General features: G+C 70.9%; 24 protein-coding genes. 12 read left to right on the forward strand and 12 right to left on the reverse strand.

Annotated elements, in window-relative coordinates; translation table 11 throughout:
- The first annotated feature begins 7 nt into the window (after positions 1 to 7).
- The 3 genes from ACNAVT_RS15775 (at position 8) to ACNAVT_RS15785 (ending at position 1,831) form a co-directional block, all read left to right on the forward strand.
- Entirely contained in the window at positions 8 to 640 is a 633-nt protein-coding gene (locus ACNAVT_RS15775; RefSeq protein ID WP_416296947.1) for a phosphoribosyltransferase, read from the forward strand.
- Between the two features lie 23 nt (positions 641 to 663).
- On the forward strand, positions 664 to 1,047 hold the full coding sequence (locus ACNAVT_RS15780) for a zf-TFIIB domain-containing protein (RefSeq protein ID WP_416296949.1): 384 nt from the start codon (positions 664 to 666) through the stop codon (positions 1,045 to 1,047).
- A gap of 94 nt (positions 1,048 to 1,141) precedes the next feature.
- Positions 1,142 to 1,831 (forward strand): maleylpyruvate isomerase N-terminal domain-containing protein, encoded by a 690-nt coding sequence (locus ACNAVT_RS15785; protein ID WP_416296951.1) that lies wholly within the window; start codon positions 1,142 to 1,144, stop codon positions 1,829 to 1,831.
- 111 nt (positions 1,832 to 1,942) lie between these two features.
- Here ACNAVT_RS15785 and ACNAVT_RS15790 read toward each other — a convergent pair whose 3' ends face one another.
- Both ACNAVT_RS15790 and dnaB read right to left on the reverse strand, forming a co-directional pair.
- Positions 1,943 to 2,875, reverse strand: coding sequence for a hypothetical protein (locus tag ACNAVT_RS15790; RefSeq protein WP_416296952.1), 933 nt, complete (start codon positions 2,873 to 2,875; stop codon positions 1,943 to 1,945).
- A gap of 3 nt (positions 2,876 to 2,878) precedes the next feature.
- Entirely contained in the window at positions 2,879 to 4,258 is a 1,380-nt protein-coding gene (gene dnaB, locus ACNAVT_RS15795; protein WP_416297052.1) for a replicative DNA helicase, read from the reverse strand.
- Between the two features lie 414 nt (positions 4,259 to 4,672).
- Between dnaB and ACNAVT_RS15800 the strand changes: the two genes are divergently transcribed.
- A complete protein-coding gene (locus ACNAVT_RS15800) occupies positions 4,673 to 5,920 on the forward strand; it encodes a hypothetical protein (RefSeq protein WP_416296954.1) in 1,248 nt (415 codons plus the stop codon).
- Positions 5,921 to 6,092: 172 nt separating this feature from the next.
- On the opposite strand, the gene rplI is transcribed toward ACNAVT_RS15800, so the two are convergent.
- The 4 genes from rplI to rpsF all read right to left on the reverse strand — a co-directional run bounded on the left by rplI (position 6,093) and on the right by rpsF (position 7,729).
- Positions 6,093 to 6,539: a 50S ribosomal protein L9 gene (gene rplI, locus ACNAVT_RS15805; RefSeq protein WP_416296955.1), complete on the reverse strand. Its 447-nt coding sequence runs from the start codon at positions 6,537 to 6,539 to the stop codon at positions 6,093 to 6,095.
- A gap of 14 nt (positions 6,540 to 6,553) precedes the next feature.
- The gene (rpsR, locus tag ACNAVT_RS15810) at positions 6,554 to 6,793 is read right to left on the reverse strand and encodes a 30S ribosomal protein S18 (protein WP_013289355.1); all 240 of its coding nucleotides are present in this window, start codon (positions 6,791 to 6,793) and stop codon (positions 6,554 to 6,556) included.
- A 41-nt stretch (positions 6,794 to 6,834) separates the two neighbouring features.
- Positions 6,835 to 7,359 (reverse strand): single-stranded DNA-binding protein, encoded by a 525-nt coding sequence (locus tag ACNAVT_RS15815; protein ID WP_416296958.1) that lies wholly within the window; start codon positions 7,357 to 7,359, stop codon positions 6,835 to 6,837.
- A 79-nt stretch (positions 7,360 to 7,438) separates the two neighbouring features.
- Entirely contained in the window at positions 7,439 to 7,729 is a 291-nt protein-coding gene (rpsF, locus tag ACNAVT_RS15820) for a 30S ribosomal protein S6 (protein WP_013736576.1), read from the reverse strand.
- 676 nt (positions 7,730 to 8,405) lie between these two features.
- Between rpsF and ACNAVT_RS15825 the strand changes: the two genes are divergently transcribed.
- Positions 8,406 to 9,197: a deoxyribonuclease IV gene (locus ACNAVT_RS15825; protein ID WP_416296960.1), complete on the forward strand. Its 792-nt coding sequence runs from the start codon at positions 8,406 to 8,408 to the stop codon at positions 9,195 to 9,197.
- Entirely contained in the window at positions 9,194 to 11,392 is a 2,199-nt protein-coding gene (locus ACNAVT_RS15830) for a hypothetical protein (protein WP_416296962.1), read from the forward strand. Before ACNAVT_RS15825 ends, ACNAVT_RS15830 begins: the two co-directional genes overlap by 4 nt.
- Before the next feature lie 21 nt (positions 11,393 to 11,413).
- On the opposite strand, the gene ACNAVT_RS15835 is transcribed toward ACNAVT_RS15830, so the two are convergent.
- The 3 genes from ACNAVT_RS15835 to ACNAVT_RS15845 form a co-directional block, all read right to left on the reverse strand.
- The gene (locus tag ACNAVT_RS15835) at positions 11,414 to 13,030 is read right to left on the reverse strand and encodes a glycosyltransferase family 87 protein (RefSeq protein WP_416296964.1); all 1,617 of its coding nucleotides are present in this window, start codon (positions 13,028 to 13,030) and stop codon (positions 11,414 to 11,416) included.
- A 120-nt stretch (positions 13,031 to 13,150) separates the two neighbouring features.
- Positions 13,151 to 15,928, reverse strand: coding sequence for a transglycosylase domain-containing protein (locus tag ACNAVT_RS15840; RefSeq protein ID WP_416296965.1), 2,778 nt, complete (start codon positions 15,926 to 15,928; stop codon positions 13,151 to 13,153).
- Positions 15,929 to 16,122: 194 nt separating this feature from the next.
- Positions 16,123 to 16,587: a DUF5318 domain-containing protein gene (locus ACNAVT_RS15845; RefSeq protein ID WP_416296967.1), complete on the reverse strand. Its 465-nt coding sequence runs from the start codon at positions 16,585 to 16,587 to the stop codon at positions 16,123 to 16,125.
- A gap of 177 nt (positions 16,588 to 16,764) precedes the next feature.
- Between ACNAVT_RS15845 and ACNAVT_RS15850 the strand changes: the two genes are divergently transcribed.
- Positions 16,765 to 17,403 (forward strand): PadR family transcriptional regulator, encoded by a 639-nt coding sequence (locus ACNAVT_RS15850; RefSeq protein WP_416296969.1) that lies wholly within the window; start codon positions 16,765 to 16,767, stop codon positions 17,401 to 17,403.
- A 23-nt stretch (positions 17,404 to 17,426) separates the two neighbouring features.
- The gene (locus ACNAVT_RS15855) at positions 17,427 to 18,506 is read left to right on the forward strand and encodes an inositol-3-phosphate synthase (RefSeq protein WP_416296971.1); all 1,080 of its coding nucleotides are present in this window, start codon (positions 17,427 to 17,429) and stop codon (positions 18,504 to 18,506) included.
- An 82-nt stretch (positions 18,507 to 18,588) separates the two neighbouring features.
- Here ACNAVT_RS15855 and ACNAVT_RS15860 read toward each other — a convergent pair whose 3' ends face one another.
- A complete protein-coding gene (locus tag ACNAVT_RS15860; protein WP_416296973.1) occupies positions 18,589 to 19,068 on the reverse strand; it encodes a methylated-DNA--[protein]-cysteine S-methyltransferase in 480 nt (159 codons plus the stop codon).
- Positions 19,069 to 19,138: 70 nt separating this feature from the next.
- Between ACNAVT_RS15860 and ACNAVT_RS15865 the strand changes: the two genes are divergently transcribed.
- From ACNAVT_RS15865 to ACNAVT_RS15880, 4 genes are read left to right on the forward strand one after another with little or no spacing between them, the layout of a single operon-like run.
- Entirely contained in the window at positions 19,139 to 19,660 is a 522-nt protein-coding gene (locus ACNAVT_RS15865; protein ID WP_416296975.1) for a SigE family RNA polymerase sigma factor, read from the forward strand.
- Positions 19,657 to 20,751, forward strand: coding sequence for a hypothetical protein (locus tag ACNAVT_RS15870; RefSeq protein WP_416296977.1), 1,095 nt, complete (start codon positions 19,657 to 19,659; stop codon positions 20,749 to 20,751). The genes ACNAVT_RS15865 and ACNAVT_RS15870 overlap by 4 nt, the downstream gene beginning before the upstream one ends.
- A gap of 39 nt (positions 20,752 to 20,790) precedes the next feature.
- Entirely contained in the window at positions 20,791 to 21,312 is a 522-nt protein-coding gene (locus ACNAVT_RS15875; protein WP_416297054.1) for a hypothetical protein, read from the forward strand.
- 26 nt (positions 21,313 to 21,338) lie between these two features.
- Complete coding sequence (locus tag ACNAVT_RS15880) at positions 21,339 to 22,850, forward strand: flotillin family protein (RefSeq protein ID WP_416296979.1); 1,512 nt, start codon at positions 21,339 to 21,341, stop codon at positions 22,848 to 22,850.
- A 76-nt stretch (positions 22,851 to 22,926) separates the two neighbouring features.
- On the opposite strand, the gene ACNAVT_RS15885 is transcribed toward ACNAVT_RS15880, so the two are convergent.
- Both ACNAVT_RS15885 and ACNAVT_RS15890 read right to left on the reverse strand, forming a co-directional pair.
- Positions 22,927 to 24,966, reverse strand: a complete 2,040-nt coding sequence (locus ACNAVT_RS15885; protein ID WP_416296981.1) for a S8 family serine peptidase — start codon at positions 24,964 to 24,966, stop codon at positions 22,927 to 22,929.
- Between the two features lie 194 nt (positions 24,967 to 25,160).
- Positions 25,161 to 26,621 carry a CCA tRNA nucleotidyltransferase gene (locus ACNAVT_RS15890; protein WP_416296983.1) on the reverse strand — a complete coding sequence of 487 codons (1,461 nt, stop codon included), beginning with the start codon at positions 26,619 to 26,621 and terminating at the stop codon, positions 25,161 to 25,163.
- Between the last annotated feature and the right edge of the window lie 6 nt (positions 26,622 to 26,627).

Here is a 26,627-nt window from a genome sequence, read left to right on the forward strand (position 1 = left end):
TAGAAACATGACCACCTATCGCGACCGGGCCGAGGCGGGCCGCGCGCTCGCCGACAAGCTCACCGACCTCGCCGGGCGGCCGGACGTCATCGTGCTCGGGCTGGTACGCGGCGGCGTGGAGGTCGCCCGGGTGATCGCCGAAACGCTCGGCGTGCCCCTCGACGTGCTGGTGGTCCGCAAGCTCGGTGTGCCGTACGCACCTGAGGTGGCGTACGGGGCGCTCGGCCCCGGTGGGGTGCAGGTGCTCAACGAGATGGTCGCGAACCGGCTCGGCGAGTCCGACAAGGCGGAGGTACGGCAGCGGGAGCAGGCCGAACTGGAGCGCCGCGAGCGCCTCTACCGAGCGGGCAGGCCGCCGCTCGACCTCACCGGGCGGACCGCGGTCATCGCCGACGACGGGCTGGCCACCGGCGCCACCGCCCGCGCCGCCGTGCAGGTCGCCCGCCACCTGGGTGCGGCCCGGGTCGTCGTGGCCGTGCCGGTCGGCTCCGACCAGGCATACGAGATGCTGGCCGCCGAGGCCGACCAGGTGGTCATTCTGGAGACGCCGCCCGACTTCATGGCGGTCGGCGCCTACTACGAGGATTTCCACGAGGTCTCCGACGACGAGGTGACGGAAACGCTGAAGGCGACCGCGTGAGTTCACCGGGTACCGTCGATGCCATGCAGCTCACCTGTCCCAAGTGTCATGGCGACATGCGCCAGTACGAGCGCAGCGGAGTGATCATCGACCAGTGCGGCGAGTGCCGGGGCATCTTCCTCGACCGTGGCGAACTCGAGAAGCTGTTCGAGGCCGAGGCGAACTGGAACCAGCAGCACGCCCCGCAGCCGGCCGCCCCGGCCGCCGGCGGCTACACCCCGCCGCCCCCACCGCCGACCACCGCCGCCCCGCACCAGCCTGGTTACGGTGCCGTCCCGCCGCCCCCTCCGCCGCCGCCTGGCCACGGCTATGCGCAGCCCGCGTACGGCCACGGCCAGCACTACGGCTACCACGGCCACTACCGCCGCAAGAAGAAGCACGGATTCCTCGGCGAACTCTTCGACTGACCGGTACCCAGCCGGGCCCGGGCAATGCCCCGGCCCGCCCGCTCGGCACCTCGGCCGAGGTGCCGAGCGGCGTCCCGTGTGCGACGCTCACCCCATGAAGCCCGGTGGGCAGCACATCGCCCTGGCGCAGGCCTACGACGGCATCACCCGGGTGGTCGCCGATCTCGACGACGTCGACCTGCAACGGCCGACCCGCTGCCAGGGCTGGCTCGTCGCCGACCTGCTCTTCCACGTCCTGTGCGACGCCCAGCGGGCCCTGGTCACGCTCGCCAGCCCCGCCGACGGCCCGCCGGACGTCAACAGCGTCAGCTACTGGCGGTCCTTCCCGCCGGGTGGACGTGCGGGCGGCGGGAACGCCTGGTGGGTCCGACGGTCGGCCGCCGCCTTCGAGCGGCCCAGCGGGGTGGTAAGGCTGTGGTGCGACACCGCCCCGGCCGCCGTCCGCGCGGCCGGCGCAGCCGTACACAACGCCGATCCGCAGGGCTACGTCACCACCCAGGGCCGCATCATCGGCGTACCGGATCTGCTGGCCACCCTCACCACCGAGGCCGTGGTGCACCACCTCGACCTGGTGGTCGACCTGCCGGATGCGCCCGTGCCCGGCGCCGTCGCCACCGACGTCGCGGTGGCCACGCTGGCTGGTCTGCTCAGCGGACACGCGGTCCGGCCGAATGGCTGGGACGACCGGGAGTTCCTGCTCAAGGCCACCGGCCGGATCCCGCTCACCGCCGGCGACCGGCGGGACTTGGGCGAGGCCGCCGGCTGGTTCCCGCTGCTCGGCTGACCGTGAGCCAGCGCACTCCCGCTGGCGTCGGCCACCGTGCGGATCACCCCGCTCGCCGGTCGACTGCCAGAAACGCCGTGGTCGTGTCTGTTTTTCTGTCAGGAAGGCAGGCTATCCAGCATCCGCGTGGTTCAGTATCCGGGCAGCCATCTCTGCCTTACGGCGCAAAGCGACTGCTGCATCGTTGTACAGCAGGTAAATTATCTTTTCAGCCGACCTGCGAGTCGTGCCTACATTGTAAATCGTCTTGTGCGGCCGCACGGAGAGGCGGCTCAATCCCGCCGCGACGAGGAATTCCGTGAAGGGCTCGAGTATCCGGCGAGATCCGACCAGTCGAAATTGAGCAAACGGCCGAGGGTTCTGCTTGGTCCGATACATCCCAATCGAACCGTCGCCGTCAACCACACCACGCCAGAAGTCGCGGGACACGGCTAGTCGTTGATCAACATTTCCTTGATACCTGCCAAGCTCCACAAGCCGATCAGCCAATTGGACCGAGCGCACAGAGAACTGACATGATCCGTGGGTCGCACTCGGGGCAGAGATACTGCCGGTTGAACCTAGAAAGCTACGCAGAGCAACCAACTGCTCGCGATCACATTGCGCCAGGCCAACCGAGACGTGTGGCAGGTGGCCCGGACGGTATCCCACCGATCCGTCAGCAAAGAGGAAGCCAGCCCAGTAGCAGGCATCAGGGGTCAGGTGGTCAAAAGCATCATGCCGGAGCATGTGGTTGACTCGGCGTAGGGCTACGCCACGACGGACCAGGAGCCCACGCACAGAAGGTTCTGTCACGCCAAAAGCCCGTGCAAGATCCGCCATGGAAGAGCCGTTCAGGTACCGCTGAACGACTTCATCCCGTTGAGCCTCCGTAAGCTTTCCGACAATTCGGGGCGGCACTCCTCGACGACGAAGAATTCCCCGCACTGCCTGCCGACTGATGCCATACGCCTCACCCAACTTAGTGAGGCCCTCCCCCCTGACCGCCCGCTCCACGAGCTCTTCCTTCTGCACGTCGGACAGCCGCACATTCAACGTCGTCATACGTCACACGATAGCCATGTCCACGAATCGCGATAGATGCAACTGGGCTGCTACGGTAATTGTATCCGTGGGTCCATTCCTGTGTTTAGCAACGATCAGGTCCGCTTCCCCGGCTCGCGGCGACTCCTTGTCGTAGTAGTCGTCGCGGTGAAGAAGGATGACAACGTCGGCATCCTGCTCAATTGAGCCAGACTCGCGCAAATCGGACAGTTGGGGTCGCTTGTCGGTGCGCTGCTCCGGGCCACGGTTCAGCTGGCTCACCGCGATCACCGGGCACTCGACCTCCTTGGCCAGCAGCTTGAGGCCACGAGAGAGGTCGGCGACCTCCTGCTGCCGGCTCTCGGTGCGCTTCGGCGAGGTCATGAGCTGGAGGTAGTCGACCACGATCAGTTTGAGGTCGTGCTTCTGCTTCAGCCGCCGCGCCTTCGCCCGGATCTCCATCAGATTCATGCTCGGCGTGTCGTCGACGAAGAGCGGTGCCTCGCTGATCTCGCCCATGCAGCGCGCCAGCTTGGTCCAGTCGTCGTCGGAGAGCTGGCCGCTGCGCAGCACGTGCAGCGGTACGCGGGCCTCGGCCGAGAGCAGTCGCATGACGATCTCGACCTTGCTCATTTCCAGCGAGAAGATCGCCGCCGCCTGGTTGGCGCGGATAGCGGCATTTCGGGCAAAGTCCATACTTGCCGTGCTCTTGCCCAGACCGGGCCGGCCTGCAACGATTACGAGTTGCCCCGGATGCAGGCCGTTCAACAGCCGGTCGAGGTCGCTGAAGCCGGTCGGCACGCCGGTCATCACCCCGCCCTGGGCACCAACCGCCTCGATCTCGTCGAGGGTCGGCTGGAGCATGTCGGCGAGGACGGCGAAGTCCTCACTGACCCGGCGCTCGGTCACGTCGTAGACGGCCTGCTGGGCGAGGTCGACGATGTCGTCGACGTCCCGGCTGCCGCCCTGGCCGGTGCCGTACCCGAGCTGGACGATCCTGGTGCCGGCCTCGACCAGCCGGCGCAGCACCGCCCGCTCGCCGACGATGCGGGCGTAGTAGGCGGCGTTGGCTGCGGTGGGGACGCTGGCGATCAGCGTGTGCAGGTAGGGCGCTCCGCCGATCCGGGCCAGGTCGCCGGAGTCGGCGAGTGCGGCCGCGACGGTGATCGGGTCAGCCGGTTCGCCGCGGCCGTAGATGTCGAGGATCGCGTCGAAGATGGTGGCGTGCACCGGACGGTAGAAGTCGTTGGACTTCAGGATCTCCACGACGTCGGCGATGGCGTCCTTGGAGAGCAGCATGCCGCCGAGGACGCACTGCTCGGCGGCCACGTCCTGGGGTGGGTTCTTCTCGAACTGCGCGTCCCGCTGCGCCGGCGCGGGCGGTTGCCCACCGGTCCGCTCCATACGCGTGTCGTCGGTGACCGACACGGTCCCCCCTCGCTGCGTCGGATCGAATCCAGCTCTACCGCCGGGGTCTGACATCTCCGGCGGCCCTCCGATCGATCGGGGGCTCGCCCGGACGGTCGGGGGACCACGATACGGAACCCGAGGTCAGGCCCTCAACAACGCCGGTGGACGAGCCTCGGGACAACCTGTGGACGCCGGTGGACAGGATGTGTGCAGGTTGTGCACAGGCATGTGGACAAGCGGTGGGGATTTCTGATCACACCGGCTCTGACCTGCGACAACGCAATCCCCACCCTGTGGACGGCAAATTTCGGGTCGGATTCTGGCACCGATCGTCCCGTACGATCTCAGCGAACGGCTACACCTGGACAGCGGATTGCCAATTCGGTTGAGAAGGGTCACGCTCCGGCCGTGAGTTACCGGGACTGGGAAGGCGGGGAGGGCAGCCCGCACGAGCGCCGGCCGACCGCCGCCTGGGACGGCCCCGCCGAGCCCCGTCCGGCCGACGCGCACCCGCCTGAGCGCTACCGCACCCCGAGCCGCCGCCGCGCCCGTGAACGCGGGCAGCAGGAGCCGGTCGACCCCTACCTCCCCTGGTGGGCGTTGGAGTCGGGTGTCCGCCGGGCGGACGGCGGGGGCCGGCACGCCGCCCCCGACGACGATGACGAGGTGCCGCCGCCGTACTCGGGCGGCGGGTGGCGGGCGGACACCGGAGGGCGTGGGGAGAGCGACCGGCGCGACCTGCACGGCGTCGGTGCCGGCCCGGCCGGGGAGCACACCGCCGAGTGGACCCTGGACACCCCGCAGAAGCAGGGGTACGTCGGGCGCCGGCGGGCCGAGCCCACCGGGGTCGAGCCGGCCCGGGAGGGTTGGCCGCGCCGCGCGCAGCCCCGGCGGCCGCAGGCGACCTGGTCGGGCCCGGAGGGCACCACCACCTCGGATGGGGAGGGCGACCGGTGGGACGCCTCGGGGGTGCATGCGTGGGGTCGTTCCACCACCGGTCGAAGGGGCCAGGCGGAGGACACCGGCCGCTGGGACGGGACCGAGCACACCGGTGAGTGGGATCGGGTGACCGACCCGGGCCAGTGGGACCGGTGCGCCGACACCGGCCAGTGGGAGCGGTACACCGAGGTCGACCAGTGGGACCGGACGGTGCCGCCGGCGCCGGTCCGCGAAGGCTGGGCGTCGGCGGAGCAGGCGGAGGCGTTCTGGTCGGGGACCCAGCTCGGGGGTGAGGATCCCCGCCGGACGGAGACCTCGTCGTCGGCGCCGCACTCGCGCCCGCTTGCGGACGATCTGCTCGACCCGGATCCGGGCGGCCGGATCCGGGCCTTGGCCTACACCGCCGCCTGCTACCTGGTTCCGGCGCTGCTGCTCTTCGTCGGGCTGCTCTTCCTCGACGGGCGGGTCCCGGCGGAGTGCGTCACCGACATCACCGGCGGAGGCTGTGACTCGCCGCGCACGCACGCCTTCGCCTCGTTGGTCGCGGGCGCGCCGCGGTTCGGGCTGGCGCTGGTGAGCAGTCTCGCCGTCGCGCTGGTGCTGCGCCGGATCGGGACGACGTGGCGTTCGGTCACGGTGGCGCTGGCCGCGGCGGTGGTCGGGGGCGGCCTCTCCACGGTGATGATCAGCGCGGTGACCGGTCAGTCGATCGGCTGACCGGCGCTTTCAGGTCGCCGTGCGGCGGCAGACCGGCCTTTGTTCCCAGCGCCGCCCAGCGGCGCGGACGCCGAATTGTGGCCGCCGGCCGAGCTGAAGCCGTCGGAGCCGGGACAGGCGAAGGGGCTCGCACCGAAGTCCGGCGCGAGCCCCTCCGTCGTGCTGTCGAACGTCAGCTCGGGATGACGTTCAGGTTGAACTTGGCGGTCACCTCGGGGTGCAGCTTGATGCTCACCGGGTAGGCGCCGGTCGACTTGATGTGACCGGGCAGCTCCAGCCGACGACGGTCCAGAGCCGGACCGCCGGCCGCCTTGACGGCGTCGACGACCTCGGCCGGGGTGACCGAGCCGAAGAGCCGGCCGCCGTCGCCGGCGCGGGCCTTCAGGCTGACCTTCAGGCCCTCGATCTGGGCCTTGACCTCGTTGGCGTGGCCGAGGTCGCGGATCTCCCGGGCCGCGCGGGCCCGCTTGATGACCGTGACCTGCTTCTCCGCACCCTTGGTCCAGGCGATCGCGAAGCCCTGCGGCAGCAGGTAGTTACGGCCGTAGCCGTCCTTCACCTCGACGATGTCGCCCGGGGCACCGAGGCCGGACACCTCCTGAGTCAGGATGATCTTCATGTCGGTGCCTCCTCTCAGCGGGTCGTGGCCGTGTACGGCAGGAGCGCCATCTCGCGGGCGTTCTTGACCGCACGGGCGATCTGCCGCTGCTGCTGCGAGGTCACGCCGGTCACCCGCCGAGCGCGGATCTTGCCGCGGTCGGAGATGAACTTGCGCAGCAGCGCGGTGTCCTTGTAGTCGATGTAGGTGATCCCGTCCTTGTCGAGCGGGTTCACCTTCTTCTTCGGCTTGCGAAGTGCCGCAGCCTTGGCCATTGCTCTTGCTCCTGGTTTGCGATCGCGGGCGCTCGGCGCCATTAGAACGGGGGCTCCTCGTCGAAGTTTCCGCCGCCCGAACCACCGCGCGAGGGAGCCGGGGCAGCCGAGGCCCAGGGGTCGTCGAAGTTGCCTCCGCCGCCCTGGCCACCACCACCGCCGAAGCCGCCACCGCCACCGGACCGGGACATCTTCTGCACCTTCGCCGTGGCGTAGCGCAGCGACGGGCCGATCTCGTCGACCTCCAGCTCGATGACGGTGCGCTTCTCACCCTCGCGGGTCTCGTACGACCGCTGACGCAGCCGGCCGGACACGATCACCCGGGCGCCGCGCTGCAGCGACTCGGCGACGTTCTCGGCGGCCTGCCGCCAGACCGTGCACGAGAGGAACAGCGGCTCGCCGTCCTTCCACTCGCCGGACGCCTTGTCCATGAAGCGGGGCGTCGAGGCGACCCGGAACTTGGCGACCGCAGCCCCGGAGGGGGTGAACCGCAACTCGGGGTCATCGGTCAGGTTGCCGATGACCGTGATGGTGGTGTCTCCTGCCATGACCATCTCCTCGCGCACTCATCTTTGTGCCCTACAGGCTCTCAGAGCCCTCCGACACCGTCGATGAGGCTTGATCCGGACGTGCCGGGTCGGATGCTCAGCGCATCTCCGGACGGATGACCTTGGTGCGCAGCACCGACTCGTTGAGTCGGAGCTGACGGTCCAGCTCGGCCACCGCCTCCGGCGTCGCCTGGAGGTCGACGACGGCGTAGATGCCCTCGGCCTTCTTGTTGATCTCGTACGCGAGGCGCCGGCGGCCCCACACGTCGGTCTTCTCCACCGAGCCACCCGCGGTCCGGATCACGTTCAGGTACGTGTCGAGCGACGGGGCGACGGTGCGCTCCTCGAGGCTGGGGTCGAGGATCACCATGATCTCGTAATGACGCAAGACGTGCTCACCTCCTGTGGGCTAAGCGGCCACGGTCCTTCCGTGGCAGGAGGTCGTGCGTCGTGGCCCGGCCCGGACCCGGGGGGACCCGGCCGGACGCGGACAACCGGACCAGGATACCCGGTCCGGACGATCATGTTCGGGCCGGTCGTACGCGGTCGCCGGTGCGGCGACAGGGGTCCACCCCCGGCGTCGCGCACCGGTGGGTGGACCCCTGTCCACAAGGCCGCGGGGCGTCCCGTCCGCATTCCTTGGGTGGGACCTGGGGAGGAACGACCACACCGATGAGGTTGGATCGAGGACGCCCCGCGGAGCTTTATCGTGTTGTTACCTGGTCCGACCATACAACCGCTCTCGTCACCTGTATGGGGAAATGGAGGAATTTGCCGGACTGTCCTACCGTCTGGCCGCCAGTTGACGAGTCGGATCCCGCCCCGCCGTGCCGGGCCGCACGGCGGGGCGTCCCGTTCCCGGGGGTCTCCCCTTCGCTCCGGATGCCTGTGGACCGCGTCCGGGCGAAGCGTCGACCATCGATCCCACCTCGGACAACGACCGGCCCGGCCCGCTGGTGACGCCACCCGCGCCGCCGCCCGTACCGGTGGCGGCGGCACGGACGCCGGGATCGACGCGCTCGCGGTCTCCCCGCTCGTCGGAGGCGCGACGTAGGCTGCCCTGCATGCGAATCGGAGCCCACGTCGATCCGACCGACCCGCTGGCCGAGGCGGCCGCCCGGGACGCCGAGGCCGTGCAGTTCTTCCTCGCCGATCCACAGGGGTGGAAGGCCCCGAAGCCTCGGGAGGACGCCGAGCGGCTGCGCGACGCGGACGTCGACCTCTACGTGCACGCCCCGTACGTCATCAACGTGGCCACGCTGAACAACCGGATCCGCATCCCCAGCCGCAAACTGCTCCTCGGCCATGCGGCCGCGGCGGCGGCCGTCGGGGCCAAGGGGCTGATCGTGCACGGCGGCCACGTCAACGCCGGGGACGACGTCGCAATCGGCTTCGACAACTGGCGGAAGACCTTCGCCTACGCGGCAGACTCCGGCGGCTTCCCACTCCCCGTCCTGATCGAGAACACCGCCGGCGGTGACAACGCCTGCGCCCGTCGCCTCGACGCGCTGGCCCGGCTCTGGGACGCGCTCGGCGACTACGAGGTGGGTTTCTGCCTCGACACCTGCCACGCGCACGCCGGGGGCGAGGAGCTGCTGGGTCTGGTTGACCGGATCAAGGCGATCACCGGCCGGATCGACCTGATCCACGCGAACAACTCCAAGGGCGCCTTCAACTCGGGGCAGGACCGACACGACAACCTCGACGGCGGGACCATCGACCCGGAGCTGGTGGTGGCGGTGATCCGGGCCGCCGGCGCACCGGTCATCGTGGAGACTCCGGGGGGCGTCGAGGGCCAGGCGGCGGACATCGCCCTCCTGCGCTCGCAGCTGGGTATCGGGGCGTCGGCGGCATGACCACCGAGCAGTCCGACGCCACCGGCGGCCCGCGTCCCGCCGGGCCCTCGGTCGACCGCGGCTCGCAGCCGTCCGCCGGCGGCACTGACCGGAAGGCAGCCGCCGACGCGGCGGGGGAACGGGCCACCGGGCGGCCGGCTTCGGACCGCGCCGGCAGCGCCCGGGCCGGGACGACCGACCCGGCCGGGGCCGCCGGCGCCGACCGGGCCACCGCCGGTGACACCGGTGGGGCCGGCCCGGACCCGACCGCCACCAGGACCGGCCCGAGCGGCACCGGTGCGGCCGACACGGACACGCTCGCCGCGAAGGCCGGCGGGGACAACCCCGGTGCCGGTGCGCACGACAAGACCGACGAGGGCAGGGCCACCGCCGCCGGCGAGGCCACGGCGAAGGACAAGGCCGCCGAGGGTACGGCGTCGGCCGACCCGTGGTCCGCCTTCGGCCCCGCCCCGGATCGCGTGCTCACCCGGCCGCGCCGGGCGGCCCGCGCGGTGGGCCGGTTCCTGGTCCACGAGTGGACCCTGGCCACCGTCGCCTCGCTGGTGCTGGCCGTCCTGATGACCTGGCCCACGCTGCGCTACCCGCTCTACACGCTGCCGCAGGACTACTGGGACCCGAGCCTCCAGTCCTGGCAGATGGCCTGGTCCGGGCACATCCTGCTGACCAACCCGGCGCAGCTGTGGCAGTCGAACACCTTCTTCCCCGACGCGTGGAGCTTCGCCTTCTCCGACACCCTGCTCGGTTACGCACCGGCCGGCATGCTCGGCCACGGCCCCGAGGCCGCCCTGCTGCGCTACAACATCATCTTCGTGCTGGCGCACGCGCTCGCCACGCTCGGGGCGTACGCGCTGGCGCGGCAGCTGGGCGCGGGGCGGATCGGGGCCGCGGTGGCCGGGGCCGGCTACGCGTACGCCCCGTGGGTGCTGGCCCAGGCCGGGCACCTGCACATCCTGTCCAACGGCGGCATCCCGCTGGCGCTGGCGATGCTCGCCCGGGGCCACGGCTGGTCCCTCCGGCACGGCTACCGCCCCCGGCGTCGCCACGCCGGTTGGGCGTTCGCCGGCTGGGCGGTGGCGGCGTGGCAGCTCAGCCTCGGCTTCGGGATCGGGCTGCCGTTCGCGTACCTGCTGGCCGGCATCGTGCTGGTCTCGGCCGTCATCTGGTTCACCCGGCGCTGGGTGGTGCGCTCGGGGAAGCGTCCGTTCGGCGGCCGGCTGCTCCTCGCCGACGTGCTCGGCGGCGTGCTCTTCGCCGCGGTGGGCGCGCTGCTCGCGGTGCCGTACTTCAAGGTGGCGGAGCTGCACCCGAACGCGGCGCGGACGCTCGGCGAGATCGAACTCTTCTCGCCGCCGGCCAGCGGGTTCCTCACCGCCCCGGCGGAGTCGCGGATCTGGGGTCCGCTGCACGAGGGGGCGCGGGCCGTGCTGCCCTGGCACCCGGAGATGACGCTGCTGCCGGGCTTCGTGCTCTACGCCCTCGCGGCCGGTGGGCTCTTCTTCTCGGTCTGGCGGGTCCGCCACCGGATCTTCCTGCTCGCCGGGGTGCTGGTGACGATGGCCCTGGCCATGGGCACCCGGTTCTTGGGCGGCCGGTTCACCTACGTGCCGCTCTTCGAGTACCTGCCGGGCTGGAACGGGCTGCGCACCCCGGGCCGGATGATGCTCTGGACGACCCTGCTGCTCGGCCTGCTCGCCGCGGGCGCGGTCACCGCGTTCTGCGCCCGGGTACGCGAACTCGCCGCCGAACGGGTACCGCCGTGGCCCGGGCCGTGGCTGCGGCTGGCCACCCTGCTGCCGTTGCTCCTGGTCGCCGTGGAGGGGTTGAACACCACCCCGCACCCGGTGGTGCCCCAGCAGCCGGCGGTGATGCGGACGGTCGACGGCCCGATGCTGGTCCTGCCCAGCAGCCAGAACCTGGACCAGCCGGTGATGCTCTGGTCGACCAGCCGGTTCCAGGAGATGGTCAACGGTGGCAGCGGCTTCACCCCGGAGAGCCAGACCCGGGTACGCGACGTCAGCGTCGGCTTCCCCGACCAGCCCAGCGTCGAATACCTGCGCCAGCTCGGCGTGAAGACCGTGGTCGTGCTGCGCGGCCAACTCCCCGGCACCCCCTGGGAGGGGATCCTCGACCGGCCAGCCGACGGGCTGGGCATCACGCGTGAGGAAATCGACGACGCGGTCGTCTTCCGTCTGTGAGGGGATCGCGGGAGTTTCGGGTCAGGCGGTGACCGGTTCGGCGGGGCGCTCGGTGGCGGTGGAGCGGTGGCGCCAGCGGACGTGCCAGGGGGCGTCATCGGCCCCGTCGAGGACGCCGCCGTCCGGATCGTCCGCGTACGTGGTGCGGACCGCGTCGCGCTCGGGGCGCACGATGTCCCGGATCACGAAGCCGCAGAGCACCGCGACGGTGACCAGCCGCAGGCTGGCCGCCAGCACGAATACGCCCTCGGGGAAGACGGGCTTGCTGGTGGCCGCGCCGAGCAGTTCGCCATAGAAGGCGGCGAAGTAGCAGACCTCGGCGATCTGCCAGGCCAGGAAGGCGCCCCAGCGTGGCCGGGCGAGCACGGCGAGCGGGAGCAGCCAGAGCACGAACTGCTGGGACCAGACCTTGCTGAAGATCAGGAAGGCGGCGACCACCAGGAAGGCGAGCTGCGCGAGCCGGGGCCGGCGCGGAGCGAGCAGCGCCAGCGCGGCCACGCCGACGCACGCCATCCCGAAGAGCAGATACGACACCCAGTTGAGGGTGGGGATGTGGGCGTTCAGCCACTCGAACGGCCCGAGGTCACCCGGACCGGACGGGCTGATCTTGCCGTCGAGGTAGCGGCCGATGTACCAGAGGGTGCCCCAGTCGATCGGCCGGGTGGTGTTCAGCTCGAAGAACCGCCCCCAGTTCTCCCGGTAGGGAATCGCCACCGGCAGGTTCACCAACACCACCGTCACGGCGGCCGTGATGGTGGACAGGAGGGCGGGCCAGACCCGGCCGGCGCGGACGGCGAGCACCAGGATCGGCCCGAGGATGAACAGCGGCCACAGCTTCGCCGCGCCGCCGAGGCCCAGCAGCACCCCGGCCAGGGCAGCCAGCAACATCCCGGTGCTCACTCGGCCGAAGGAAAAGCGACCGGCGCGTTCGCGCCAGCGCTGCGGCAGCCATGGTTCAGGCAGGCGAATTCGCAAAGCCCGGCCCGACCCGGTGCGTGCCCAGGCCAGCAGCCCGAACGCGGCCAGCCCGACGGCGAGCAGGTCCCAGTTGACGGTGGCGGTGAGCAGCAGGGCCGGCGCGAGCGCGAACAGCGCCGCGTCCCACGGTCGTCGGCGGCGCAGGTTGAGGATGACCGCCACGGTGGCGACGGCGAGCGCGCTGAGGACCAGCGCGTTCAGGTTGTAGAACCACTGGCCCTGGTTGATGCTCGGGTTCTCCACACCGACGGCGTGCACCGGCAGGCCGAGCGCGCCCATGAAGTAGCCGGTCAGCACCGGGTACTCCACCGGGTGGTCGGCGTAGGGCACCTTGCCCTCGTTGAGCCCCTCGGCGTAGTAGAGCGCCAGCACGTCGGTGTAGCACATCCGGGTGTACTGGACGTTGTTCTGCCAGGCTCCGTCCTGGCAGGGCGACTTCTGCACCCAGTGCAGGGCGAGCGTCAGGCAGACCAGGGCCAGCACGATCCGGGCGGCGGTCCAGAACCGGCCTTCCCGACCCGCCGGCCGGTCCAGTGCGACGGCGTGGTCGCCCAGCGGGCCGCCGATCAGCTCCGAGGCGCCGCGGACGAAGCCGTCCGAGCGGGACGGGTGGTCCAGGGTCCCGCTCGCGTCGATGCCTGCCGTCGACTGGGTACTCATGGACAGGCATCCTGCCGTACGTCGGGGGTCCGCGTCCCGCCTCGACCACAGAAATCCGGTACCCGAACACGGCGACGGCGGCCGGACCAGTGGTCCGGCCGCCGTCGTGGGCCATGCCCGTCAGTACGTCTGCCGTGGTGGCGTGCTCGGTAGCAGCCCGCCTCCGCCACCACCGCCTCCCGGCCAACGGCCGCCGCCGGGCCCGGGGCCACCCGGCCCGGGGTTGCCACCACCGTTGTTGCCACCGCCGTTGTTGCCACCGCCGTTGTCGCCGCCCGGCGGGCAGAAGAGACCGAACGGGTCGCAGCCCTGAGGCCCTTCCTCCGGCGGCGGCGTGCCGTTGCCCTTGTCGTCCTTGCCGACGTGCGCGGCGGGCGGGAAGTCCTTCTGCTCCATGCCCTTGAGCGCGTCGTTCATGAAGCGCTGGAAGATGGCACCGGGCATCCTGGCGCCACTGATCATCTGGCCATTGCTGGTTTTGATCGCCTTGCGGGCACCCTTGTTGCCGACCCACACCGCGGTGGCGAGCTGCGGCGTGTACCCGATCATCCAAGCGTCGCCGTTCTGCGTGCTCTTGTCACCGAGCTCCCAGGTGCCGGTCTTCTCGGCCACCTTTCGCCCGTTGTCGAGCCGGCGGTTCACCTGGCCCGGGTACTGCTCCAGCACCGAGGTCACGTCCGCCACGATGCTCTTGTCGATGCGCTGCGCACCCTTGGTGGACTGCCCACCGACGATCTTCCACTTTCCGGTGGAGATGTCCTGCTTCTCGACCTTCTTCACAAAGTGCGCCTTGTGGTAGACGCCCTCGTTGGCGAAGGTGGCGACGCCGTTGGCGTGGTCGAGCACCGTGATCGGGTACTGGCCGTAACCGATGACGTGGAAGAAGGGATCCGGAGCCAGCTCCTTCGGGTCCGCCTTGGTGAGGTCGTACGCCTTGGCCGGGTTGGTGTCGGTCCGCCACATCGTCGTGACGCCGGCTCTCTTGGCCATGTCGAGGACCTTGTCCGGGCCGATCTCCTCGGTGATGTAGTAGAACGGCACGTTCAGCGACTTCAGCGTCGACTGCTCGAGCGTGCAGGAGTCGCCGCAGGAGACCTTGTCGGCGCCGGCGTTACTGACCTTGAACTCCACCCCCTTCGGGGTGAACGCCGAGCCCTTCCACCGCGTCTTGATGGAGATGTCGGCCTTGAGGGCCGCCGCGAGGGTGTAGATCTTGAAGCTCGAACCCGGTGAGTGGCCGCCGCTGACGACGCCGTTGTCCACGTTCTTGCCGGCGTAGTCGGTGCCGGTGCCGTTGTCGCCGCCGTAGTAGGCGCGCACCTCACCGTTGGTCGGGTCGATCGACACCACGGCCGCCATCAGGTTCTTCGGCTGCCCGTAGAGCTCGGAGCCCTTGCGCGACGCCTGGGCCGCGTCGAGCGCCGCCTCCTGCAGCCTTTTGTCGATGGTGGTGGTGATCCGGTAGCCGCCCCGGCTCAGCGCCTTCGAGCAGAGCGGCCTGTCCGGGGTGGCCGCCGCCTCGTCGTCGGTGCAGAGCTTCATCTCCCGCAGCTCCTGCGAGACGTAGTTGACCACGTTGCCGTACGGCGTGTCGATGCCGAAGCCGGCCGCGTTGCCCTTGGAGGGCTTCTGGAGCGTCTTGGTCGGGTACGTGGTGGGGTGCGCGGGCATGTTGGGCGCGTCGAGCCACTTCTCGGTGATCATGCCCTGGATGACGTAGTTCCATCGGTCCAGCGCGGCCGGCTGGTTGATCGCGGGGTCGTAGCCCTTGTGGCTGGCGCTCGGCTCGGGTTGCTTGATCAGCGCGGCGAGCACTGCGGCCTCCGCCACGTCCAGCTTCGACACGTCCTTCTTGAAGTACGTCTGCGCCGCCGCCTGGATGCCGTACGCGCCGCGGCCGAAGTAGATCACGTTCAGGTAGTGCTGCATGATCGTCGGCTTGTCGTACCGGTCGTTCAGCTTGGAGGCGAGGATCGCCTCCTTCACCTTGCGGCCGTACGTGTCCTGGTCGAGGTTGTCGAACGCGTTGCGGGCGTACTGCTGGGTGATGGTCGAGGCGCCCTGCTTGTCGCCACCGGTGAAGTTGTTCCACGCGGCCCGCGCGATGCCCTTGTAGTCCACACCGGAGTGCCGGTAGAAGTTCCGGTCCTCGGCGGCGGCCACCGCGTGCTGCACGAACTCCGGGATCTGGCCGATGGCGACGAACTGCCGGTTCTCCTCACCGACCTTGGCGATCGGGGTCTTGCCGTCCCGTGCGTAGATGGTGGTGGACAGCGGCGGGGTGGTGTCCTCGGGCAGGTACACCTTCTGGGAGTAGTAGGTGAAGCCGACGACGCCGATGCCGGCGAGCATGATGAAGACGGCGAAGCCGGCGATCAGCATGTTGATCCGCCGCCGCTTCTTCGCCCGGGCCCGCGCGGCCGGGTCGTCCCCGCGACCGCGGCTACCACCGCGCCCGGGGCCGCTCGGGCCACCCGGTCCGCCCGGACCGCCGCCTGCCATGCCGGGGACGCCGGCCCGGGCCACGGTGGCCCGGCCACCCACGGCCGCCGAGCCGACGCTCGCCCGCCCGGCCGTACCCACGCCGGCCGCGCCGACCGAGGCACGCCCGGCCGGAGCGCCGGGTGCCGGGGACACCGGCACCGAGGCCCGCCCCGCGCCGGCCCGGCCCACCGAGGCCGAGCCCGACGCACCGCGCGGCGCCGGGGCCGCACCGCCGACCGAGGCACGTCCACCGGACGCGGAGCCCCGGGGAGTCGCGGAGGCCCGAGCCGAGGCGGCGTCATCCCGCCCGGATGACCAACGGTCCACGCGCGGGCTCCCTCCGGAACCGGGGTCGCCGTTCGGGCCCGGGATCTGGGCCCGCCCATGCGAAGAACTGGGATCGCCGTAGTTCATTCCTCACACCCTGCCGGTCGCGGTGGGGCGCGGGGGCGCCGCCACCGGGTTGCCGTGAGCTGGAACACGAGACGTTACTCCCCGGGCGTGCCGGGGCGCAGCCGTCAAATCCGACCTAGTCGGATCAATCAGACCTAATTGCTGTCGGTCGCCCCACCCGGGGGTCGGGTCGGGATCGACCGGGACAGCCAACTTCACCGTTGCGCCTCTCGCCTTCGACGAGAGGTGGAGCCGGCCGGCGCGGACGAACCGCTCACCGCCTCCCGCTCCAACCCGTCCTCCGCGCCACCGGCCAGCCCGTCCCGGCCGAGCAGGAACTGCTCGACGAGATGGTTCCAGTCACAGCCGGGGCACACCTCCACCACGTAGACCTGGAACTCACGCAGCGTCATCGCCAGGACCGACAACTCGGCCCGGGTGCGCGCCTGACCGGCGGACTGCTTGAGTTCGTCTCCGTAGATGTAGTGGACGTGGATGAGGTTCTCGCTGCGGCAGATCGGGCAGCGCTCCTCGGTGGGTTCGCCGTGGAAGCGGGCCGCGTTCTTCAGGTACGGCGAGGCGTCGCAGACGTCGTACGTGCCGACCCGGGCGGCGAGAAGCTCGCGCAGCACCGCTCGCTTCTGAAGCGAGTAGTCGACGACCTGGCGCTGCGTACGCATGCGGCAAAGGGTACGCGGTCCGGCCGGACGAGGCGACCACCGTCACGATCCGTGACAGCAGGACCGCGTAGACGCGAAGGGTTTGCCCTGATCATGCGTCTCCGCTAACGTGCGATGTATCGGTCCGATACATCGCGGTGGTTACCGTTCCGCGCCGGGGGTAAGAAGGGGTGGCCCGTGCTCGAGCTCGCCATCCTCGGCCTCCTGCAGGAGGCGCCGATGCACGGCTACGAGCTGCGCAAGGAGTTGACCGCCAAACTCGGCGCCATCCGGGCGGCCATCAGCTACGGCTCGCTCTATCCGACCCTGCGCCGGTTGCAGGCGGCGGGATGGATCACCGAAGCCGCCGAGGCACCCACGACCGCCGAGGAGGTTCCGGCGCTGACCAGCCGGCGTGGTCGGGTGGTCTACACCATTACCGCGGAGGGCAAGGAACGCTTCGCTCAGCTGATAGCGCAGGCTGGGCCCGAGACGTACGACGACACGGGCTTCGGCGTGCACTTCGCGTTCTTCGCCCGGACCGACCAGGCCACCCGGCTCCGGATCCTGGAAGGTCGTCGTCGAAAGATCGAGGAGCGTCGCGAAGGCCTTCGCGACGTGCTCGGCCGGGCAGCCGAGCGACTCGACGCGTACACCCTGGAACTGCAACGCCACGGGCTCGACGCCTGTGAGCGCGAGGTCCGCTGGCTGGAGGAGCTCATCGCCAACGAGCGCTCCGGCCGAGCCCCGACAGTCCCGGAACCCGGGACGGCCGGCGGCCGACGAGATAACGACAGCCCGCCTCCGCCTGGAGAGTCCAGGAAAGAGCGGCCGTGATGAAGAAGAAGGAGGCAGACGCTATGGGCTCCGTCCGCGTCGCCATCGTCGGTGTGGGTAACTGCGCCTCGTCCCTGGTACAGGGCGTGGAGTACTACCGGAACGCCGACCCGACCGACCGCGTCCCGGGTCTCATGCACGTCACCTTCGGCGACTACCACGTCTCGGACGTGAAGTTCGTCGCGGCGTTCGACGTGGACGCCAAGAAGGTGGGCATGGACCTCGCCGAGGCGATCGTCGCCAGCGAGAACAACACCATCAAGCTGTGCGACGTGCCGCCGACCGGCGTGACCGTGCAGCGCGGCCCGACCTTCGACGGTCTCGGCCAGTACTACCGCGAGATCATCGAGGAGTCGGACGTCGAGCCGGTCGACGTGGCCCAGACGCTGCGCGACGCCCAGGTCGACGTGGTCGTCTCCTACCTGCCGGTGGGCTCCGAGGAGGCCGACAAGTTCTACGCCCAGGCCGCGATCGACGCGGGTTGCGCGTTCGTGAACGCCCTGCCGGTCTTCATCGCCTCCGACCCGGTCTGGGCGAAGAAGTTCGAGGACGCGGGCCTGCCGATCGTCGGTGACGACATCAAGAGCCAGGTGGGCGCCACCATCGTGCACCGCGCCCTCGCCAAGCTCTTCGAGGACCGCGGGGTCGAGCTGCTGCGCACGTACCAGCTCAACTTCGGCGGCAACATGGACTTCATGAACATGCTGGAGCGCAACCGCCTGGTCTCGAAGAAGATCTCGAAGACCCAGTCGGTCACCTCCCAGATCCCGCACGAGATGGCCAAGAGCGACGTGCACATCGGCCCGTCGGACCACGTGCCGTGGCTCGACGACCGCAAGTGGGCCTACATCCGCCTGGAGGGCCGCTCCTTCGGTGACACCCCGCTCAACGCCGAGCTCAAGCTCGAGGTGTGGGACTCGCCGAACTCGGCCGGTGTCATCATCGACGCCGTCCGGGCCGCGAAGATCGCGCTGGACCGGAAGATCGGTGGCCCGATCCTCTCCGCCTCCTCCTACTTCATGAAGTCGCCGCCGGTGCAGTACGCCGACCACGAGGCGCACGCCGCCGTCGAGGCGTTCATCAAGGGCGAGATCGAGCGCTGACGCGCTGACCACAGCACCACCGAGGGCCGGGTCCGCACGGACCTGGCCCTCCGCGCGTTCCGGGCCTTGCCCCGGGCGTACGTCAGGACCAGTCGCGCTGCAGCGCCACGCGGGCTTCCAGCTCCAGCAGTGTCACCTTGCGCGGCAGCCCACCGCCGAAGCCGACCAGCTTGCCGCCCGCGCCGACGATCCGGTGACACGGCACGATCACCGGGACCGGGTTGCGGTTGCAGGCCACCCCGACCGCCCGGGCCGCCCCCGGATCCCCGACCGCCTTCGCCACCTCGCCGTAGGTCTTCGTCTCCCCGTACGGGATGCGGGTCATCTCCCGCCACACCGCACGCTCGAACTCTGATCCCCGGGTCGTCACCACCGGAACGGTGAACTCGGTCAGCTCACCGGCGAAGTACGCGCGCAGCTCCGCCAGCGCCCGGGCGGCGACCTCGTCGCCGGGCTGGTCGGTCGCCGACTCCACCCGGCCGAAGTGCGCCCCGCGGACGGCCTCACCGTCGGTGGCGACGGAGAACTCCCCGATCGGTGAGTCGAGCACGGTCCAGCGCATGCCCCCATTCTTCGCCCCCGATGAGGCAAAGTCTCACCGGCCCCGTGCGTCTGAGGTACGGAGGTGGGCGGTGGCTGAGGGCGTCGACGGGGAGTTCACCGCGTTCGTCAACGAACGGGGTGCCGCCCTGCTGCGGGTCGCGTACGCGCTCGCCGGCAACCAGCACGCGGCGGAGGACCTGCTGCAGAACGCGCTGGCCAAGGCGTACGCGCGCTGGCCGCGGATCCGGGGCGACGCCGAGCCGTACGTGAAACGGATCCTCTACCACGACCAGGTCTCCGGCTGGCGGCGCCGCTCGCGGCGGACCGAGGTGCCGGTCGCGGAGCTGCCGGAACGGGTTGCGGTCGGCGACAGCAGCCACGACACCGATCTGCGGCTGCTGCTGCGGGATGCGCTGCGGGCGCTGCCGCCCCGGCAGCGGGCCGTGCTGACCCTGCGCTACCTGGAGGACCTGAGCGTCGAGCAGACCGCGGCACTCCTCGGCTGCCGGGCCGGCACGGTGGCCAGCCAGACCGCCAAGGCGCTGGCCAGGCTGCGGCAACTGGTGCCGGGGCTGGACGAGCTGACGAGCCGCGCGGAGGTGACCCGATGACCAGGGCGCTGGACGAGACGCTGCGGGCTGCGGTGCACGACCTCGCCGGTGGGGCAGGGCCGGCACCCGACCTGGCCGCCCGGGCGCTCGGCCGAGGGCGCCGGCTGCGGCGCCGGCGGCGGGTCACCGCGGCCGGCGCCGCCGTGCTGGCGGTCGTCGCCGTGACCCTGCCGTTCGTGCTGCTGCGGCCAAAGCCGGCCGCGCAACCCGCCACGCCGCCCCCGACGGCCACCCCCTCACCGACCATGCTGCCCACACCGGGGCCGGACTGGGCAGCGAAGCCGCTGGTGCTGCCCGGCGACTGGGTGGTTACCCGGGCGCAGGGCACCGGCGGGTCCGGCTACGGCTACCTGCTCGACCGCAAACGGAGCCGCTACTTCACCACCGACCGCTACGACGGCATCTTCCCGGCGCCTACCGGCTCGCTTGTCGCGGTCCACGACGACGACCGGCCCAGGGACGTCGGCCTGTTCGACCTGACCACCGGAAAGACCCGCTGGTACGAGGTGGGCCGGGCGCTCTCCGAGCCGCGCTGGTCCCCGGACGGCCGGCGAGTGCTCTTCACCACCCACCAGCTCGACCACTTCGGCTTCATCGTGCTGGGCACGGACGGCACGAAACAGACCTACGTGATCGGCCCGCTGGGCTGGTCCTGCACCGACTTCTGCGACTTCACCTGGTTGCGGAACGGCCGGGAGGTGGGGCTCACGCTGACCGCCCGCCACGCGCCCGAGAGTTCGCCGCGGGATCTCGCGAAGGGCGTGCAGGTCTTCTCGGCCGACGACGGCCGCCCCACCCGCTTCGTCACCATGCCGGGCGCGCCGGCCGGCCCGGATGCCTGGTCACCGGACGGGAAGCTCGCGGTCGTCCAGGGGCAGGACGAACCGCTGCTGGTCGAGACAGCGACCGGTCGGGTGGTGAACCCACTGCCCGCCGCCGACGTCGCCTGGGTCGCCGACGACCGGCTGCTCTACCGGCGGCCGTACGGCTCCGGGGACTTCGTGCTCGCCGATCTGTCTGGCCGGGAACTGGTCCGTCAGCCGTTGCCGAAGCAGCTCGTCGACCTGGCGGTGACGGTGGCGCCGCGCTGAGCGCCCGCTCAGCCGGCGGCCTTGCGCGGCATCGATATCGTGCAGGTCGTGGCCACGGGAACGCTCATCTTCCTCATCATCGGCGGGGTGGGGGTCGGCGTGCTGGCGCTCGCCCTGCTCGGCGCCGAACTGCTCACCTTCGGTCACCCGGACGCCGACGGTCCGGTGTCGGTGGAGGCGGTCGCCGGCTTCATCGGAGCGTTCGGCTTCGGTGCCGCGATTGTCAACGAGCTGCTGGGCGGTCGTACCGCCTGGATGATCGCAGCGGCGGTGGCCGGCGGCGCGCTCGCCGCGGTGCCCACCGCGTGGCTGGCGACCCGGCTCAGCCGGGCGGCGCGGGACATGCGCACCGACGCCACCCCCACCCGCAACGACCTGATCGGCGCGGTCGGCCTGGTGGTGACCCCGGTCCCCACCACCGGCTACGGCGAGGTCCGGGTACGGGTCGCCGGCCAGCCGGTCAAGCTCAACGCCCGCGCCGACCAGCCGATCCCGCTCGGCGCCCGGATCTTCGTGGTCGAAGCGCTCAGCGAGACCAGCGTGCACGTCGAGACCTACTGAACCCCTTTCGCAGAGACGGAAATCCCATGCCCCTGCTCGTCGCCATCGGCGGCGCGGTCCTCCTCGCCGTCGTCCTCATCCTCTTCGTGCTCTCCAGAATCAAGGTGGCCGGCCCGAACGAAGCGTTCATCGTCACCGGCCGCAAGGGCCGGACCACCCAGACCGCCGACGGTGGCCGCTCCACCGACATGTCCGGGCAGAAGGTCGTCCTCGGCGCGTCGGTGTTCGTCCTGCCGGTGGTGCAGAAGCTCCAGTCGCTCGACCTGTCCAGCCGTCGGATCGACGTCGGCATCCGGGGCGCGGTGAGCAAGCAGGGCATCCGCGCCGACCTGCACGGCGTCGCGATCGTCAAGGTCGGCGGCACCGAGGACGCGATCCGCGCCGCCGCCCAGCGCTTCCTCCACCAGCAGGACGAGATCGACAACTTCACCCGGGAGGTGCTCGCCGGCGCGTTGCGCTCGATCGTCGGCCGGCTCACCGTCGAGGAGGTCATCCGGGACCGGGCGGCGTTCGCCAGCGCGGTCGCCGAGGAGGCCGAGCACTCGATGACCAACCAGGGCCTGGTGCTGGACACCTTCCAGCTCCAGGACATCCTGGCCGAGGGCTCCTACCTGGCGGACCTGGGCCGGCCGGAGGCCGCCCGGGTGCTCAAGGACGCCGCCATCGCCGAGGCGCGGGCCCGGCAGCAGGCCGAGCAGGAGCGGCTGCTCGCCGAGGAGGCGATCGCCGAGGCGAACCGGAACCTGTCGCTCAAGCAGGCCGCCATCCAGGCCGAGATCGACGCGGCCAAGGCGAAGTCGGCGGCGGCCGGCCCGCTCGCCCAGGCCGAACGGGACCAGGCGATCCTCTCCGAGCAGCAGAAGGTGGCCGAGCGGAACGCCGAGCTGAAGCAGCGCCAGCTCGACACCGAGGTGCGCAAGCCGGCCGACGCGGCCCGCTACAAGGTGGAGCAGGAGGCCGAGGCCGCCCGCAACGCCGCGGTGCTCAGCGCGGACGCGCAGCGGCAGGCCACCATCGCCGCCGCCCAGGCCGCGGCCGAGCAGGCCCGGCTGATCGGTGAGGGTGAGCGGGCCCGCCGGGCCGCGCTGGCCGAGGCGAACGCGATCGAGGGCGCCAAGGAGGGTGAGGCGGAGCAGCGCCGGCGCTCGGCGATCGCCGAAGCGATCGAGCGGGAGGGTCAGGCCGAGGCCGCGGCCATCCTGGCCAAGGGCCAGGCCGAGGCCGACGCGATGGCCCGCAAGGCGGACGCGTTCGCCGCGTACGGCGAGGCCGCGGTGCTGGACCTGCTGGTCAAGGTGCTGCCGCAGGTGGTCGAGGCGGCCAGCGCGCCGATCGGCGCGATCGACAAGATGACCGTCATCTCCACCGACGGCGCGTCGTCGCTGACCAAGTCGGTGGCCGGCAACGTGGCGCAGGGCCTGCAGCTCGGCAGCGACCTCACCGGCATCGACCTGGCCGGGCTGCTCGCCAGGCTCGGTGGCGCGCACATCGCCGGCAACGGCAAGGCGGCCGTGGACGGCAGCACCGTGGAGCACTGACCACCACCGGACGAAACGACGGCGCCCGCCGGGTCCCCTGCTCGGGGAACTCCGGCGGGCGCCGTCGTGATCGGACCTAGATGACGGCGAGGACGAACTTCTCGCCGACGCCCAGACCCAGGGTCGCGCTGTTCCAGTTGATGGTCCGGCTGGCGATCAGCTGGCTGGTGCCGGTGCTGCCGGCGGTGACCGCCTTGTCGTTGGCGTACGCCCGCAGGTAGACGGACCCGTCCGGGTTGTAGTCCAGGATGTCGAACTTCTCCCAGGCGCCGACCGCCGTGCCCCGGGCGATCAGCGGCTTGCCGCCCGCGCTCTCCGCGGTCACGAACTTGCCGTTGACCAGTGCCCGCAGGCCGTAGACGCCGTTCCCGACGTTGACGATCTCGAACTTCTCCCAGGCGCCGACCGCCGTGCCCCGGGCGATCAGCGGCTTGCCGCCCGCACTCTCCGCGGTCACGAACTTGCCGTTGGCCTGCGACTTGATGCTGATCACGGGGGCCGGCGCGTCGAAGTCGAACTTCTCCGTGGTGCCGATCGTCGTCTTGCTGGCGATCAGCGGGGAGGTGGCGCTCGGCGCGGTGACGTACCGGCCGTTGGCGTTCGCCTTCAGGCTCACCGTGCCGTCGTTGTTGTTGATGATCTGGAACTTCTCCCAGGCGCCGATCGCCGTGCCCCGGGCGATCAGCGGCTTGGCGCCCGCGCTCTCCGCGGTCACGTACTTGCCGTTGATCTTCGCCCGCAGGCCGACGAGGCCTCCGCCGGCGTCGACGACGTCGTACTTCTCCCACGCCCCGAGGGCGGTCCCCCGGGCGATCAGCGGCTTGGTGCCGCCGCTCTCGGCCGTCACGAACTTGCCGTTGGTCCGCGCCTTCAGGCCGTACGAGCTGCGGGCGGGCTGGACCGCGCCGACGTGCAGGAGCCGGTCCATCGACCCCATGGTGTCGTGCACCGCGCCGCCGATGCCGGTGGTGACGATGCTGTTGCGAACCTGCTGCGGGCTCCACGTCGGGTTCGCCTCGAGCAGCAACGCCGCGGCACCCGCCACGTGCGGCGAGGCCATCGAGGTACCGCTCATCACCGCGGAACCGCTGGTGGTGTTCGCCGCCGCGGAGACGATGCTGGTCCCGGGGGCGAACACGTCCAGGCAGCTGCCGTAGTTGGAGAACCAGGCGCGGAAGTCCACCTGGTCCGTGGCGCCGACGGTGATGGCCGCCGGCACGTTCGCCGGCGATACACCGCACGCGTTCCGCGAGCTGTTCCCGGCCGCGACGGCGTACGTGATGCCGGAGGAGATCGAGCGGTTGAGCGCGTCGTCGACTGCCAGGTTGGTGCCGTTGAAGCCGAGGCTCAGGTTGGCCACGGCGGGCTTGACCGCGTTCGCGGTGACCCAGTCGATGCCGGCGATGACCTGCTCGCTGGTGCCGCTGCCGGTGCAGTCGAGCACCCGCACCGCCACGAGCTTGACGTTCTTCGCGACGCCGTACTTCGTGCCGCCGACGGTGCCGGCGACGTGGGTGCCGTGGCCGTCGCAGTCCTGTGCCACCGTGTCGTTCTCGACGAAGTCGTAACCGTTGCTGGCCCGCCCGCCGAAGTCCTGGTGGTTGATGTCGATGCCGGTGTCCACGATGTACGCGGTGACCCCGGCGCCGGTGGTCGGGTAGGTGTAGGAGCCGTTGAGCTTGGCCGTGGTCTGGTCGATCCGGTCCAGGCCCCACGGCGCGCTGCTCTGGGTGCCGGTGGCCGTGTAGCGCTGGACCTGCTCGACGTAGGCCACGTCGGGGTCGGCCGCCAGCCGCTCGGCCTGCCGCTTGCTCATCGCGGCGGAGTAGCCGTTGAGTGCCTTGCCGAACACCCGGCGGACCGAGCCGCCGTGCGCGCCGGCGAGCGCGGTCGCGCTGGCCCGCACCTTGCTGGGGCTGGCCTTGCGGTCCTTCAGGACCACGATGTACCGGTCGGGCACGGCAGCAGCGCTGTCCGCGCCGCGGACCTTTACCCGGGGCGGATCGGACGGATCGGCCATCGCGGTGCCGCCGGTGGCGGCGCAGACGATGGACGTCACGGAGACGAGGGCGATCCCCGCCAGTGCGGAGCGGCGCAGCGCGCCATGACGTATCACTGAATTGTTCTCCCCGTGTGCCGGTGACCGTCCGGATCGGACGGGCGGACGAGCGGTCAGCGAAGCCTCCAGAGACGACCGGGAGGTTGACCGCGGTCGCATCATCATCCATGACGATCAGCGTCGGCCGCGTCCACCATTCGGTCGATACGCCGGCGTGTCGTCGTACGCCCCACCCCGGGCGGCGGCCGGCCTCAGTGGAGGACGCCCTGCTCCCGGGCCCAGCGCAGCAGCTCCGCCTCGGCCTCGTCGCGATCCAGCGGGCCGCGCTCGAGCCGTAGCTCCTTGAGGTGCTGCCAGGCCTTCCCCACCACCGGGCCCGGCGGTACGCCGAGCAGCTCCATGATCGCGTTGCCGTCCAGGTCAGGGCGGACCCGGGCCAGGTCCTCGTCGGCGGCGATTCGGGCGATCCGCTCCTCCAGCGCGTCGTAGTCGGCCGCGAGCTGGGCCGCCTTACGCCGGTTGCGGGTGGTGCAGTCGGAGCGGGTGAGCTTGTGCAGGCGCGGCAGCAGGTCACCGCCGTCGGTGACGTACCGGCGCACCGCCGAGTCGGTCCACTCGCCCCGGCCGTACCCGTAGAAGCGCAGGTGCAGGCCGACCAGCTTGACCACCTGGGCGGTGACGTCCTTCGGGTAGCGCAGGGCCTTCATCCGGGCCTTGGTCAGCCGGGCGCCGACCACCTCGTGGTGGTGGAAGCTGACCCGGCCGTCCGGACCGACCGCCTTGGTGGCCGGCTTGCCGATGTCGTGCAACAGCGCGGCCATCCGGAGCACGAAGTCGCAGCCGTCCTCTTCCATGGACATCGCGTTGCCGACCACGGTCAGGGTGTGCTCGTAGACGTCCTTGTGCTGGGCGTGCTCGTCGATCTCCAGCTTCAGCCCGGTCAGCTCGGGCAGGAAGCGCTCGGCCAGCCCGGTGTCGACCAGCAGCCGCAGCCCGGTGATCGGGTCCGCGCCGCAGAGCAGCTTGGTGAACTCGTCCCGGATCCGCTCGGCGGTGATCCGGTCCAGGTCGGGGGCCATCCGAGCCATCGCCTCGCGGACGTCCGGGTGGACCGTGAACTTCAGTTGCGCGGCGAACCGGGCCGCGCGCAACATCCGCAGCGGGTCGTCGCCGAACGACTCCCGCGGCGTGCCCGGGGTACGGATGACCTTGGCGGCCAGGTCGGCCAGGCCGCCGTACGGGTCGGTGAAGCGGTGCTCGGGGACGCTGACCGCCATCGCGTTGACGGTGAAGTCCCGGCGCTTGAGGTCGTCGGTCAGGCTGGTGCCGTACTCGACGATCGGGTTCCGGGTGACCTGGTCGTACGCCTCGGCGCGGAAGGTGGTGATCTCCAGCCGGAGCCCCTCGCGCTGGCAGCCGATGGTGCCGAACTCCCGCCCGGTCTCCCAGATCGACTCCGCCCAGCCCCGGACGATCCTGATCGTCTCGTCCGGGTGGGCGTCGGTGCAGAAGTCCAGATCCTCACCGAGGCGGCCGAGCAGCGCGTCCCGTACCGAGCCACCCACCAGGTGCAGTTCGTGACCGGCCCGGGCGAAGCGCCGGCCGAGTTCGTCGGCGACCGGTGAGACGCGGAGCAGTTCGGCGACGGCGTTGCGCTGCGCTGCGGTCAGCTCGCGACGGTCGGCGGCGTGGGAGGCGGAGGCTTCGGACATGGGATC

It is taken from the genome of Micromonospora sp. SL4-19, from assembly GCF_047921475.1.
GTDB lineage: Bacteria > Actinomycetota > Actinomycetes > Mycobacteriales > Micromonosporaceae > Micromonospora.

What these genes read in the sequence shown, in the direction of transcription:
- ACNAVT_RS15840 (WP_416296965.1), bottom strand. Translation starts at nt 15,928, where the DNA reads ATGAACTACGGCGATCCCAGTTCTTCGCATGGGCGGGCCCAGATCCCG.
- ACNAVT_RS15880 (WP_416296979.1), top strand. Translation starts at nt 21,339, where the DNA reads ATGCCCCTGCTCGTCGCCATCGGCGGCGCGGTCCTCCTCGCCGTCGTC.
- ACNAVT_RS15785 (WP_416296951.1), top strand. Translation starts at nt 1,142, where the DNA reads ATGAAGCCCGGTGGGCAGCACATCGCCCTGGCGCAGGCCTACGACGGC.
- rplI (WP_416296955.1), bottom strand. Translation starts at nt 6,539, where the DNA reads ATGAAGATCATCCTGACTCAGGAGGTGTCCGGCCTCGGTGCCCCGGGC.
- ACNAVT_RS15835 (WP_416296964.1), bottom strand. Translation starts at nt 13,030, where the DNA reads ATGAGTACCCAGTCGACGGCAGGCATCGACGCGAGCGGGACCCTGGAC.
- rpsR (WP_013289355.1), bottom strand. Translation starts at nt 6,793, where the DNA reads ATGGCCAAGGCTGCGGCACTTCGCAAGCCGAAGAAGAAGGTGAACCCG.
- ACNAVT_RS15830 (WP_416296962.1), top strand. Translation starts at nt 9,194, where the DNA reads ATGACCACCGAGCAGTCCGACGCCACCGGCGGCCCGCGTCCCGCCGGG.
- ACNAVT_RS15870 (WP_416296977.1), top strand. Translation starts at nt 19,657, where the DNA reads ATGACCAGGGCGCTGGACGAGACGCTGCGGGCTGCGGTGCACGACCTC.
- ACNAVT_RS15890 (WP_416296983.1), bottom strand. Translation starts at nt 26,621, where the DNA reads ATGTCCGAAGCCTCCGCCTCCCACGCCGCCGACCGTCGCGAGCTGACC.
- ACNAVT_RS15845 (WP_416296967.1), bottom strand. Translation starts at nt 16,587, where the DNA reads ATGCGTACGCAGCGCCAGGTCGTCGACTACTCGCTTCAGAAGCGAGCG.
- ACNAVT_RS15790 (WP_416296952.1), bottom strand. Translation starts at nt 2,875, where the DNA reads ATGACGACGTTGAATGTGCGGCTGTCCGACGTGCAGAAGGAAGAGCTC.
- ACNAVT_RS15775 (WP_416296947.1), top strand. Translation starts at nt 8, where the DNA reads ATGACCACCTATCGCGACCGGGCCGAGGCGGGCCGCGCGCTCGCCGAC.
- ACNAVT_RS15855 (WP_416296971.1), top strand. Translation starts at nt 17,427, where the DNA reads ATGGGCTCCGTCCGCGTCGCCATCGTCGGTGTGGGTAACTGCGCCTCG.
- ACNAVT_RS15860 (WP_416296973.1), bottom strand. Translation starts at nt 19,068, where the DNA reads ATGCGCTGGACCGTGCTCGACTCACCGATCGGGGAGTTCTCCGTCGCC.
- ACNAVT_RS15825 (WP_416296960.1), top strand. Translation starts at nt 8,406, where the DNA reads ATGCGAATCGGAGCCCACGTCGATCCGACCGACCCGCTGGCCGAGGCG.
- dnaB (WP_416297052.1), bottom strand. Translation starts at nt 4,258, where the DNA reads ATGGAGCGGACCGGTGGGCAACCGCCCGCGCCGGCGCAGCGGGACGCG.
- ACNAVT_RS15780 (WP_416296949.1), top strand. Translation starts at nt 664, where the DNA reads ATGCAGCTCACCTGTCCCAAGTGTCATGGCGACATGCGCCAGTACGAG.